9 protein-coding genes and 3 pseudogenes are annotated in these 12,864 nt (G+C 68.2%); 9 read left to right on the top strand and 3 right to left on the bottom strand.

Going from position 1 to position 12,864, the window contains the following annotated elements:
* Positions 1 to 36: 36 nt before the first annotated feature.
* Entirely contained in the window at positions 37 to 963 is a 927-nt protein-coding gene (locus LIV37_RS02435; protein WP_121825897.1) for a pectate lyase family protein, read from the bottom strand.
* Here LIV37_RS02435 and LIV37_RS02440 point away from each other — a divergent pair.
* The 4 genes and pseudogenes from LIV37_RS02440 to LIV37_RS52000 all read left to right on the top strand — a co-directional run bounded on the left by LIV37_RS02440 (position 962) and on the right by LIV37_RS52000 (position 4,294).
* Complete coding sequence (locus LIV37_RS02440; RefSeq protein WP_020865512.1) at positions 962 to 2,005, top strand: LacI family DNA-binding transcriptional regulator; 1,044 nt, start codon at positions 962 to 964, stop codon at positions 2,003 to 2,005. The genes LIV37_RS02435 and LIV37_RS02440 overlap by 2 nt on opposite strands.
* Positions 2,006 to 2,422: 417 nt before the next feature.
* Positions 2,423 to 3,727 (top strand): poly(ethylene terephthalate) hydrolase family protein, encoded by a 1,305-nt coding sequence (locus LIV37_RS02445; RefSeq protein ID WP_121825896.1) that lies wholly within the window; start codon positions 2,423 to 2,425, stop codon positions 3,725 to 3,727.
* A gap of 80 nt (positions 3,728 to 3,807) precedes the next feature.
* Positions 3,808 to 3,885, top strand: a pseudogene (locus tag LIV37_RS52450) (hypothetical protein); the annotation flags it as partial.
* A gap of 262 nt (positions 3,886 to 4,147) precedes the next feature.
* Positions 4,148 to 4,294 carry a hypothetical protein gene (locus LIV37_RS52000; RefSeq protein ID WP_309471126.1) on the top strand — a complete coding sequence of 49 codons (147 nt, stop codon included), beginning with the start codon at positions 4,148 to 4,150 and terminating at the stop codon, positions 4,292 to 4,294.
* 150 nt (positions 4,295 to 4,444) lie between these two features.
* On the opposite strand, the gene LIV37_RS02460 is transcribed toward LIV37_RS52000, so the two are convergent.
* Complete coding sequence (locus LIV37_RS02460; protein ID WP_020865513.1) at positions 4,445 to 5,458, bottom strand: LacI family DNA-binding transcriptional regulator; 1,014 nt, start codon at positions 5,456 to 5,458, stop codon at positions 4,445 to 4,447.
* A gap of 425 nt (positions 5,459 to 5,883) precedes the next feature.
* On the opposite strand from LIV37_RS02460, the gene LIV37_RS02465 reads away from it, so the two are divergent.
* From LIV37_RS02465 to LIV37_RS52005, 3 genes and pseudogenes are all read left to right on the top strand, one after another.
* The gene (locus LIV37_RS02465; protein WP_020865514.1) at positions 5,884 to 6,849 is read left to right on the top strand and encodes a glycoside hydrolase family 6 protein; all 966 of its coding nucleotides are present in this window, start codon (positions 5,884 to 5,886) and stop codon (positions 6,847 to 6,849) included.
* A 931-nt stretch (positions 6,850 to 7,780) separates the two neighbouring features.
* Positions 7,781 to 8,683: pseudogene (locus tag LIV37_RS02475) on the top strand (non-reducing end alpha-L-arabinofuranosidase family hydrolase); the annotation flags it as partial.
* A gap of 264 nt (positions 8,684 to 8,947) precedes the next feature.
* A pseudogene (locus tag LIV37_RS52005) lies at positions 8,948 to 9,110 on the top strand (IS5/IS1182 family transposase); the annotation flags it as partial.
* A gap of 533 nt (positions 9,111 to 9,643) precedes the next feature.
* On the opposite strand, the gene LIV37_RS51665 reads toward LIV37_RS52005, so the two are convergent.
* Positions 9,644 to 9,766 carry a hypothetical protein gene (locus LIV37_RS51665; RefSeq protein WP_262697881.1) on the bottom strand — a complete coding sequence of 41 codons (123 nt, stop codon included), beginning with the start codon at positions 9,764 to 9,766 and terminating at the stop codon, positions 9,644 to 9,646.
* A 16-nt stretch (positions 9,767 to 9,782) separates the two neighbouring features.
* Between LIV37_RS51665 and LIV37_RS02480 the strand changes: the two genes are divergently transcribed.
* A complete protein-coding gene (locus tag LIV37_RS02480; protein ID WP_243146419.1) occupies positions 9,783 to 10,178 on the top strand; it encodes a hypothetical protein in 396 nt (131 codons plus the stop codon).
* 280 nt (positions 10,179 to 10,458) lie between these two features.
* Entirely contained in the window at positions 10,459 to 12,864 is a 2,406-nt protein-coding gene (locus LIV37_RS02485) for a ricin-type beta-trefoil lectin domain protein (protein WP_020865517.1), read from the top strand.

Below are 12,864 nucleotides of genomic sequence, written 5' to 3' on the forward strand. Positions count from 1 at the left end.
CTCCCCGTACCGGCCACGCCCGATGGGCTCCGCCAACTACGTATCAGGGTTCCAGTCTCCGCCAATCGCATCGCCGTCACCTCCGCCATCCGCTTTCCCTCGCACCGGCGTGGGCGTCCACGAGGCGGGATACAGACCGCGGTTCTCGATCACGGTGTTGGACTTGCCCCGCGACCAGTTTCCGCTGCCGGTGTTCTGTAGATAGTTGTTGTACAGGTGGGCGTTGGCCACGTTGTCGATGCTCGGGTTGCGGGACTGGGTGCCACACCAGTTGTGATGGATCGTCACCTGGGAGGTGACGTTGTCCGTCCAGCCGATTCCGAAGGTCTTGTGGTTCTCATTGATGATGTTCCAGGACACCGTCAGGTTCGTGGTGTCCTTGCGGCTGTCGATCAGGCCGTCGTTCATCCGCTCCAGGCGGTTGTGGTCGATCCAGATGTGGTCGGCGGTGTCGATCTGGATGGCGTCGTAGTCGTAGCTGTCGTCGTCCGGGTCGTCGTCCGGCATCCGGGTGTCGCGGATGGTGAGGTTACGGATGATGACGTTGCTGACGCCCTTCTTGAGGAAGAAGCCTCCGCCGACGATCTCTCCCTTGGTTCCGGCACCGATGACCGTCTTGTTCGAGGCCACGCGCACCTCGTTGCCCATCGTCGGGTACTTGAGCGTCCCGCCGACCTTGATGACGTAGGGGTCTTGGGCGGTGGCGTACTTCTCCAGTTCGGCGAAGGAGGTGACGGTGACGGTCTTGCCCGCGGCCCCGCCGGTGGTGCCGCCGCCCAGGGAAGCGAACCCGTCGGCCTTGTCCGGCCACGCCTTGACGGCCGGGGCGGCGGTGGCGTCTTCGGAGAGTGCTTGCGGACCCAGCAGGGAGCCGCCCAGGACGACCGCCCCGGCCAGCACGGCGTACGGCCAGCGGCGGTTTCTGCGATGGCTCGCTCGCTCTGGACCTGGGCTTCCTGGCATGTCCTCTACAAATCAGAGGCTCGCTCTCGATGGCCTGGCCGCTGGGCCGCTGACCACCGCGGAGATAGCGGCGCACGCCGGGGTCTCCGTCGCCACGGTCTCCAAGGTGATCAACGGGCGGACGGACGTCGCGTCCGACACCCGCGCTCGGATCGAAGAGATCATTCGCAGCCACGGGCACCGCAGGCAGAAGCGGGCCTCCCGCCCCGCCCCCGCACTGGAACTCGTCTTCCGCCAGATCCGGGACGCGTACCACGTCGAGATCATCAAGGGCGTGCAGCAGGTGGCGCGCGAGCACCGGCTCGCAGTGGTGATCTCCGAGCTGCAAGGCCGGTTGACCCCCGGACGCGGCTGGGTCGAGGACGTCCTGTTCCGGCGCCCGGCAGGCATCATCGAGGTCTACTCCGTCCTCGCCGATACCCAGAGCGGCCAACTGCGCAGCCGGGGCATCCCGTTCGTCCTCGTCGGCCCCAATGGCGAACCCGCCCACGCGTCCCCCTCTGTGGGTGCGACCAACTGGAACGGCGGTCTCTCGGCCACCCGCCATCTTCTACGGCTCGGGCACCGACGCATCGCCGTCATCACCGGACCCGAAAACGCCCTCGCCAGCCGCGCCCGGGCGGACGGCTACCGGACCGCCATGGAGACCGCAGGCGTACTCGTCGACCGCGACCTCGTCCGCATCGGCGACTACCGTGCGGAGGACGGCCTCAGGCACGCACGCGAGTTGCTGCGCCCGCCCAGTCCACCGACTGCCGTGTTCACCTGTAACGACGCACTGGCACTCGGTGTGTACCGGGCCGCCGCCGAGGCCGGACTGTCCATCCCCGACGACCTCAGCGTCGTGGGGTTCGACGACCTGCGCCCGGCACAGTGGACCGTGCCACCACTGACCACCGTGCACCAACCGCTCACCGAGATGGCCGTCACCGCAGCGGCGATGGTGGTCAATCTTGCACAGGGGCAACCGCTGGCACAGACCCGGGTGGAGCTCGCCACCGAACTCGTCGTCCGCGACAGCACCGCGCCACCGCGCTCGTGAAATCCGGGACGGGGACGGGAAGTTCCCCCTGCGCAAACGCAGCATCGCACAGGTCAACTCAGCGGCCCTGATCTGGAACCCCACAGGCAGGGCGACCGGGAAAGCCATGCCTGTCCACTTATTGCCTCGGTGTGAAAATGTAGTGCTGGCGCCGCACCGGTGCTTCTTGAGGTGCGTAGGCTGCTCCTCCCGCAATAGGTGATCTCCGATGAGGGACCATTGATGCGTCCCAGTCATTTATTTATCCGCTCGTTGGGCAGAGGAATGGCTTCACGGTAGATACGCCGGAGCCTACGGTGTGGGCGCACTGCGTTTTCCGGAAATGTACCCGCATGCCTCACCGGAGGTAAATCAATGCGCTCATCTCATTGTCCGGCCGGCGCGACGTGGCCGTTAGGGACCAGACCCCGCGCCGTAATGGTGCTGATCGCACTGGCCACCGCCATTGCCCTGGCTCTGGCCCTGCTGAGCCTCTCTGCCCCGCCGACGGCCGCTGCCGTGCCGTCGTCCCAGGACAAGACCGCAGCCGCCGCCGAACTGCTGTCGCAGGGTAAACCCGCGACCGCCTCGTCCACCGAGAACACGTCCACTCCCGCGTCCGCGGCGGTGGACGGCAACACCGGGACCCGCTGGTCAAGCGTGTTCAGCGACCCCCAGTGGCTACGCGTCGACCTGGGCGCCACCGCCGCCATCAGCCGAATCGTCCTGCGCTGGGAGGCCGGATACGCCCGCGCGTTCCAGATCCAGACCTCGGACAACGGCACCGCCTGGACCACCATTCACTCGACCGTCACCGGCACCGGTGGCGTGCAGACCCTCGACGTCACCGGAAGTGGCCGGTACGTCCGCGTCCATGGCATGCAGCGCGGCACCCCCTATGGCTACTCGCTGTGGGAGTTCCAGGTGTACGGGTCCAGTGGCGGCACCTCCCCCGGGGACGGGATCCCGGACCCGACGACCGCTTCGCTGGAGGCCGCAAGCGGGCCGCTGGCCACTGCCGCCTACACCGTTCCCAACCCGAGCGGATATGGATCCGGCACCGTCACCTACCCGACAGCCACCGGGTCATACCCGGGCGTCGTGCTGATGCCGGGCTATCAGGGCACCCAGCAGAACCTGCAATGGCTCGCACCCCGCCTCGCCTCCTGGGGCTTCGTCGTGATCAACGTCGGCACCAACACGCTCACCGACGATCCCGAATCGCGCGGGCGCCAGATCAGCGCCGCCGGCACCCAGTTGCTCGCGCTCGGCAACACCACCGGCAACCCGGTCTCCGGCAAGCTCAACGGCACACTCGGCGCGGCCGGTCACTCGATGGGGGGCGGCGGTGTCATGGCGGCCCTCCGCGACGACTCCCGCTTCAAGGCGGGCGTGCCCACGGCCCCGTTCCATATGAGCCCGAACTTCTCCGGAGTAACCGAGCCCACCTTCTTCCTCACCTGTCAAAGCGATGTCGCCGCCCCCGGCAACAGGTATGCGCTGCCCTGGTACAACTCCATGACCCAGGCCGAGAAGCTCTACATCGAGGTTCCCGGCGACCACCTCTGCCCGATGACCGGATCCGGCAACAAGGCCAAGCAGGGCAAGTGGATCGTGTCGTTCCTCAGCCGCTGGCTGCGCGCCGACACCCGTTTCAGTCCGTTCCTGTGCGACGCCGTGCGTGACTCCGACAAGAACAACACGTCCCTGGTCACGCGCTGGATGGACACCTGCCCGTTCTGAATCTGGCCGCTCGGAGCGCTCCGCGGCCAGCCGCTGGAGCGGCGCACGTCACACTGCACGTGATCGACCAGGGCCCCGGCATGAACGAGAGCGAACGGCAGCGCGCCTTCGACCGCTTCTGGCGCGCCGCCGACGCCTACCACGACGGCACCGGACTGGGCCTGCCCATAGTCCAGCAGCTCACCCGTGCCGGCGGCGGCGACGTCCCCTGGACGCCGCACCCGGCGGCGGCCTCGACGCCCTTGTCCGCCTCAAACCGGCCGACGCCCACCGTCCACCCGCCGCCCACGCACCGCCACCCGTGCCCGACACGAGGCCACACCGCCCGCACGGACGGGCTGAAGTCTTCGAGATCACGGGCTCAGGCGCGCGTCACGCGTCCTTGCCAGGGCCGGTGCGCGGCCGCTTTCCGTTCCAGCGGTGCTGTTGCGCAAGTGGGCCGGCAAGGGCGCCGAACTGTTGGTGCTCCGCCACGAGAACGCGGTGCTACGCAGGCAGCTTGCCGTACGAGTGGCGGAGGGGTTGTGCGTCGCGACGCCGTCCTCGCTGATGGCTCGGCCGCGCTGAGGACAGGTCGGCGCTCCGGCTGGCGCGAGAGAACCCCCGCCGCAGCGGGCCGACATGGCATGAGCTCCGGGGTATTCGCCGACACGGTGATCGTCCGCACGACGGAACGCCGGCCCACCCCTCACGGACCTGCTCGTCAGGACAGGCCCGTCAGGCGCTGGCGCGGGTGACCAGGCGGGTGGGCAGGATCAGCGGGGTGGGATCCTGTCCGCTGATGAGTGCGACGAGCATGCGCGCCATCTCCCGGCCGAGAGCCGCTATGGGCTGGTGGACGGTGGTGAGGGGCGGATCGGCGATCTGGGCGACGGCCAGGTCGTCGAAGCCGACCACTGCGACGTCGACGGGGACCACTCGGCCTGCCTCGCGCAACGCGCGCAGCGCTCCCGCGCCCATGTTGTCGTTGGCGGCGAACACCCCGTCCACGCCGGGGTGGTTCGCCAGCAGTGCGGCCATGGCGGCGGCTCCGCTGGGCTCGGTGAAGTCCCCCTCCTGCGGCGGGAGCGGATCGAGGCCGGCCGCCAGCATGGCATCCCGGTATCCGCGGTACCGGGCGCGTCCGACCTCGGTGTCCAGACGCCCGCAGATCGCGGCTACGCGAATCCGGCCGCGAGAGACCAGGTACTCGGTCGCCTCGCGCCCTCCACCGACGTTGTCGACGTCCACGTACCACCGGGGAGTTGTACCGACCGGGCGTCCGCCGAACACGACGGGCATCTCCGCCTCCTCGGCCATATGGGCCAGCGGATCGTGCTCACGCAGCGCCATCAGCATGGCGCCGTCGGCGCCCTTGGACCGGAGGAGCTCCCCCACCCGCTCGCGGCTCCGGTCGGAAGCGGCCAGGCACAGCATCAGATGCAGGTCGGCCTCCTCCAGAGCGGCCGACGCTCCCACGATCACCTGGGCGAAGAACGGATCCGCGAAGATCGACGGGTCCTCGCCGGAGACGACCAGGGCGGCCGCTCCTGTCTGGCGGGTGGCCAGAGCGCGGGCGGTCGGATTGGGTACGTAACCGAGTTGCCGGACGGCCCGCTCGACCGCCTCGCGTTTGGCACGGCTGACGTGCGGTGCGTTGTTGATCGCGCGGGACGCCACGGAGCGGGAGACGCCGGCGAGTTCGGTCACCTCGTCGAGCGTCGGCTGCCGACGGGGCGCGTCTTCCGCCATGAGTCATGAGCCCTTCCCTCTCGATCGGACGGGATGCGCCTCCCCCGGCTCATGCCGCTGCCGCCCGCCCGGTGGGCGACGGAGGACGGGTACGGAGCCCTCAGGCACCGGAGGACTGGGAGCGCTTCCAATTATGGGACTGTAGAGCCTTGTCCTCGCCCTGTGAAGGGCGAGTTGTACGTCGACCCTTGACAGCTTGACCAGCCAGCAACACCATACCGACCACACCCCAGGTGCTCTCGGTGCTGTTGGGAGCGCTCCCAGTGGGAGCGCTCCCAACACCCGCTACCGAACTTCGGACCTGTCGTCCCTGCCGGAGATTCGTCGGCACAAGGGGGCGTTGTACCACCGCACTTCCTCAGCGCGTCGCTCGCTCATGACCAAGAGCGTCCGGCACATCCCTGTCAGGAAACCGAGGTACAGTCATGCGCCACAGACTCCGCGCCCTGATGACAGCGCTCTTCGCTCTGCCGCTGGCGCTCGCCATCGCACCGTCCGCCCACGCGGCCGACCCGACCACCATGACCAACGGGTTCTATGTGGACCCCGACTCCAGCGCGAAGAGGTGGGTCGCCGCCAACCCCGGCGACGGCCGGGCGCCCGCGATCAACGCCTCCATCGCCAACACCCCGATGGCCCGCTGGTTCGGCTCCTGGAGCGGCACCATCGGCACCGCCACCGGCGCGTACGTGGGCGCCGCGGATCATGGGGACAAACTGCCCATCCTCGTCGCCTACAACATATACAACCGCGACTACTGCGGCGGGCACTCCGCGGGCGGGGCCGCTTCGCCATCCGCCTACGCGACCTGGATCGCCCAGTTCGCCGGCGGGATCGCCAACCGCCCGGCTGTCGTCGTCCTCGAACCGGACTCTCTCGGGGACTACGGTTGCATGACCCAGGCTCAGATCGACGAACGCGAGGGCATGCTCACCGGCGCCCTCGCCCAGTTCAGCCGCCAGGCCCCCAACACCTGGGTCTACCTCGACGCCGGCAACCCGGGCTGGGCGGACCCGGCGACCATGGCCCGGCGCCTCCACGAAGCCGGCCTTCGACAGGCCCACGGCTTCTCCCTCAACGTCTCCAACTACTTCACCACGAGCGAGAACACCGCCTACGGCAACGCCGTCAACAGTGAACTCAACGCCCGCTACGGCTACACCAAGCCGTTCGTCGTCGACACCAGCCGCAACGGCAACGGCTCCAACGGCCAGTGGTGCAACCCCTCAGGCCGCCGTATCGGCGCCCCCACCCAGCTGGGCGGAGGCGCCGAGATGCTCTTGTGGATCAAGACCCCGGGCGAGTCCGACGGCAACTGCGGTGTCGGAGCCGGCTCCTCGGCCGGACAGTTCCTCCCCGAGGCCGCCTACAAGATGGTCTACGGCTACTGATCCAGTACTCCCGTGGCCTGGTTCCCCCCGCCCCGCGACCGGGCCACGGGCACACCTTGATCAGGCTCCGGGCTGCCCGCGAATCTCGCGAAAGGTATTGACGCCGCCCACCGGTCCCCTACCATCCAGATTGCTCGATACTTCGACCCTTGTTCGATATCGCGAACACAGCACAGCTGCTCCACTCGCACAGCAGGACACTTCCGGGCCACGCCACCGGAACGACCGAGCCGCAAGGAGCACGCCACACATGCGCATGTCATGGTCGCATCAGTCCTCCCCTCGTCGCGCGCCAGCTGCCGCCACCGGCCGCGTCCAGGGCCCCACCTCCACCGCCACGGTCCAGCTCGACCACTCCGCGACGCGGGACGGCACACGGGCCGGACTCGCGCTACCGCGCAACCCTCCGCGTGGATCGGTGTCAAGCGCGAGGGCGGAACGAGCCGGGTGGTGGAGGTCAGCGGGTCGACCATGGACAGCAACCGGCACCGGGCGACGAGCTCATGAGCGCGGCCCGTTCCGGGCAGCCGCATCTGGCTGCGGGCGAGCGCGGACACCCCCGGCGGCGCGGCACACCGGGACCTTCTCGTAGCCCTTGAGCCGTTCGGGTCCTCAGCTCCGTCTCGGCCAAGGAATGTCATGAACAACGCAACCCGCACCGTCCCGCGCGAGCCCCGGTCTCGATCAGACCTCGAACGGCTCGCGGAGTACATGAGGGTCACCGTGCGGCGAGCTTCCACCACGACGAACCCGTCCGGACACCTCCGACGGGGCCAGCCGGAACCACTTACTCAAGAATCAAGAGGTCCTCATGCGCGGAGGAACTTTCAACCGCAAACGTCTATCTGTGATGCTCGGCGCCTCGGCTGCGGCCCTGGCCTCGTTGGCGGCGACGCTCGTCGCCAACCCGGCTCAGGCGGCCACCAGCGCGTGTTCTCTTCCATCGACGTACCGGTGGACGTCGACGGGCGTGTTGGCGCAGCCGGCCAACGGGTGGGTCTCACTGAAGGACTTCACCAACGTGGTGTACAACGGCAAACACCTGGTCTACGGGTCGAACGTGTCGGGATCGTCTTACGGCTCGATGAGGTTCAGTCCCTTCACGAACTGGTCGGACATGGCGTCGGCCGGCCAGACCGGGATGAGCCAGGCCGCGGTGGCGCCCACGCTGTTCTACTTCGCGCCCAAGAACATCTGGGTGCTGGCGTACCAGTGGGGTGCGTGGCCCTTCATCTACCGCACGTCGAGCGACCCCACCAACCCCAACGGCTGGTCCTCGCCGCAGCCGCTGTTCACCGGTAGCATCTCCGGCTCCGGCACCGGCCCGATCGACCAGACCCTGATCGGTGACGGCCAGAACATGTACCTGTTCTTCGCCGGTGACAACGGCAAGATCTACCGAGCGAGCATGCCGATCGGGAACTTCCCGGGCAGCTTCGGCTCGTCGTACACGACGGTCATGAGCGACTCGACGAACAACCTGTTCGAGGGGGTGCAGGTCTACAAGCTTCAGGACCAGAACCAGTACCTCATGATCGTTGAGGCGATCGGTGCGAGGGGGCGCTACTTCCGCTCGTTCACGGCCTCCAGCCTGAACGGTTCGTGGACCCCGCAGGCCAGCAGCGAAAGCAACCCCTTCGCGGGCAAGGCCAACAGCGGTGCCACCTGGACCAACGACATCAGCCACGGTGACCTGGTCCGCAACAACCCCGACCAGACCATGACCATCGACCCCTGTAACCTGCAATTCCTCTACCAGGGCAAGTCCCCCTCCGCCGGCGGCCCCTACGACCAACTGCCCTGGCGGCCGGGCGTACTTACCCTACAGCGCTAACTTCGCGCTTTCATCGGGTGGGCCACCCGCCTGTGGGCACCCCGCCGCACGCGCGGGTGCGCCTCGGGCGGTGGTCCGACCCGCGGCAGGCCTGATGGCCGAAACGGCCCCCGGGGAATCCGGCGGGCCGTCACATTCAATCGAGCCCGGCGTCTCCTCCTCCACGGTGCCGGGTTATCCAGCGGCTGGGGCCGATGCTCGCGCTGGAGCCCGTCTCCCGCCCGGCCGATGCCCCGAGCGGATGTGGATCGTGGACGGCACCTCGAGGAGGACGACAATGCCGAGCACCGCAGGGTCCGTACCCGCGTGGAACACGTCATCAGCCGGAAGAACTACAAGATCTTCCGCGACTGCCGCCAGCGCGGCGACAGCCTCCATCACGCGGTCCAGGCCGTCGCCCACATGCAACCTCGCCCTGGCCTCATGAGCAGACAGCCCCGCTCACGGGCTCTGACCTGCCCGAGCACAGCCGACGACGGAACACCTCGTCCTCGGTCTCGACACCGACCTTGAGGCGCGCCGCCGACTTCCATATCTCCCAAGTGGTGGACGAAGTGAAGGGCGTTCACTGCCGATTCCCCAAGGCCCATCTGGAATCGCCAAGGGAATAGCGGGCCACCGGCTTCGCCGGGACACAGGTCGGGGATCCGCACGGTCGACGCTGGATCTTCGAACGGGAAACGAGAATCGGGTGGCTGTCTCGGTCAGGAGGGGCGCCGGCCTACGGGTGGTTCCAGGGGCCGGAACGCCACGGCGGGCTGACCAGCGCAAAGGAAACATGGGATGGATCGGCTTCCGATTGAGGCAGACATGCCTATTGACAGTGTGAACGACCGGTGGAATCACTATGGGACATGGGATGTCTGAGAGTACGGGCACAGCACTCTCTGCCCCCTTCCTCACACATTCAAGGAGCAGAATGCAGCTTTCATCTGTTTCGCTCCGGAGCCCTGCGGCTCGTCAACCACGCTTACCGACGGTCGCCTCCGTATGCGTGATGGCGCTGCTGACCATGTTGCCGGCGGCCGCGCCGACATGATCGGCATCCAACGCGATGCGCGGCAACTGGGTGTGCTGCGTCATCCCGAACCTGACCGGAGTGCTCACCCAGAGCGGGGGCAGCTGGCAGCCGACCGGCAACTGGTGGGCGCTTCGGGACTACGCCGATATGACCGGCACCCTCGTGGACACGTCCGGCCAGGTCGGTTCGACGGCGATCTCGGCCTCCGTGGACCGCTCCGCCAAGCGAGCGGTGGCGGTCATCTGCGACTCGAACGGATACACCGGCGCCGCGTCCGTGACCTTCAGCGGGCCGGCGTCCCTGCCCTGGCTCGCGAACGACGGCGTCGTGCACGTCACCGTGCACCGCATCCCCGACCAGGCACCGCTCGGTGCCCCGCAGATCGTGTACGACCAGAACGTGAGCGCCTCGGGCGCTCGGTCACCGTGCCGTTCCCGTTCCGGGGCTCGCACGACGCGTTCGCCGTCCATCTGACGCCCGCCTCGTCCAGCGGCGGCGGCTTCGACATGTACGGCGACTCCGGCAGCACCGGCACCGCGATCGACCAGTGGACCCCCAACGGGGGCGCCCCTTCATCCTCCGCTGACCGCGGCTGAACGGACGCCCGTCCGCGAGTGGCCTCCGGCAACCGTGGAGCCACGGCCACCACGAGCAGCACGACTCGCACGAGCACAGCACAGCACAGCACAGTCACCGTGCCCCATGGCCGGACCGGCGGCCACGGGACGCCTCCGACCTGCGAAAGGAACCGACCGTGTCAGCATTCAGACGGCTGTTCCGGCGTCTGCGCGCCTCGACGGCCGTGCTCACGGGCCTCGTCCTGGCCGCCGGCGGCCTCGTCGGCACGGCTGCCGTGCCGGCCCAGGCAGCCACCTCCATCACGATCAACGGCGCGTCCGGCGGCCGCACCTTCGACGGCGTCGGTGCGATCAGCGGCGGGGGCGGCAACAGCAGACTCCTGATCGACTATCCCGAGCCCGAGCGCGGCCAGGTCCTCGACTACCTGTTCCGGCCCGGCTACGGTGCCTCCCTCCAGATCCTCAAAGCGGAGATCGGCGGCGACACCAACTCCACCTCGGGGGCCGAGCCGAGCCACCAGCACACCCGGTCCGACCTGAACTGCGACCGGGGCTACGAATGGTGGCTGATGGAACAAGCCAAAGCGCGCAACCCGGACATCAAGCTGTACGGACTCGCCTGGGGCGCGCCCGGCTGGATCGGCGGCGGGAACTTCTGGTCCACCGACATGATCAACTACCTGCTCTCGTGGCTGGGCTGCGCCAAGCAGCACGGGCTGACCATCGACTACCTCGGCGGGTGGAACGAGCGAGGCTACAACATCTCCTGGTACGAGCAGTTGCGCAGCGCGCTCAACAGCAACGGCTACGGCAGCACCAAGATCGTCTCGGCGGACTCCGACTGGGCCGTGGCGAACGACGTCAACTCCAACCCCGCGTTCGCCGCCGCGGTGGACATCATCGGCACGCACTACCCCTGCGGCTACCGGTCGTCCCAGTCCAACTGCTCGGTGCCGTCGGCCGCCACATCGTCCGGCAAGCAGCTGTGGGCCAGCGAGAACGGCTCCGACGACTACAATGCGGGAGCCCCCGCCGTGGCCCGCGGCATCAACCGCGGATACATCGACGGCCGGATGACCGCGTATCTCAACTGGCCGGTGGTCGCCGCGATCACACCCAACCTGCCGTACCCCACCATGGGGCTCGCCGTGGCCGCGCAGCCGTGGTCCGGGCACTACAGGATCGGCAAGAACGCCTGGGTGATGGCTCAGACCAGCCAGTTCACCAGCCCGGGGTGGAAGTACCTCGACGCCTCCAGCGGCTACATCGGCGGCAACCGGAACAACGGCAGCTACGTCTCGCTGAAGTCCAAGAACAACTCGGACTACTCCACGGTCATCGAGACGATGGACGCCGGCGGCGCCCAGACGCTGAACTTCACCCTCACCGGAGGGCTGTCCACCGGAACCGTCCACGTATGGTCGACCGACGTCAACTCCAACAACCCGGCCGACTACCTCGTGCACGCCACAGACATCACACCGTCCGGCGGCGGCTTCAGCCTGACCGTGCAACCCGGTCACGTCTACACCCTGACCACCACGGCTGGTCAGGGCAGGGGCACCGCCACCGGCCCTGCCCAGGCCACGATGGGTCTGCCGTACACCGACTCCTTCGACAGCTACGCCACCGGCACCGAGGCCAAGTACCTCATGGACTGGCAGGGCGCCTTCGAGGAGGTGGGCTGCGGCGGCGGTCGCGGCGGCAAGTGCGTGCGCCAGATGAGCCCGCAGAAACCGATCACCTGGGACGCGCTGTCCGATCCGCACGCCTTGCTCGGTGACGTGGGCTGGAGCAACTACACCCTCTCGTCCGACGTGATGCTCGAACAGCCCGGATACGCCGAGCTGATCGGCCGTGCCAACGCACAGGACTACAACAGCACCGGCGGGCTCAACGCCTACCACCTGCGGGTGAGCGACGCCGGGGCCTGGTCGATCCTGAACTCCAACACAGGCGGCAACGTCTCCGTCCTGGCCCGCGGCACGACCGCGGCGCTGGGCACCAACCGGTGGCACACCCTGGCCCTCACCCTCTCCGGCACCACCATCACCGCCGTCATCGACGGTTCCACGGTCGGTTCCGTGAACGACCGCACCTGGGCCAGCGGGCAGATCGGCTATGCGACCAGCCAGGGCGAGACGGCACAGTTCGACAACCTGTCCATCACCCCCGGCAGCGGCGGCAACGGCGGCACGACCGGCGCGATCGTCGGGGTCGGTTCCGGGCGCTGCGTGGACGTGCCGAACCAGTCACAGACGGACGGCACCCAGGTGGAGCTGTGGGACTGCAACGGCGGCAGCAACCAGCAGTGGACGAACACCTCGGACGGTGAGCTGCGGGTGTACGGCAGCGACTGCCTGGACGCCGCGGGCCAGGGCACCACCCCCGGTACCAAGGTGGACATCTGGGACTGCGACGGCGGCGGCAACCAGAAGTGGACGCTCCACGCCGACGGCACCATCACCGGTGTCCAGTCCGGCCTGTGCCTGGATGCCACCGGCGCGGGAACGGCCAACGGCACCTTGCTCCAGCTCTGGACCTGCGACGGCGGCGGCAACCAGAAGTGGACGCGCGACTGA

It is taken from the genome of Streptomyces rapamycinicus NRRL 5491 (genome assembly GCF_024298965.1).
Taxonomy (GTDB): Bacteria; Actinomycetota; Actinomycetes; order Streptomycetales; family Streptomycetaceae; genus Streptomyces; species Streptomyces rapamycinicus.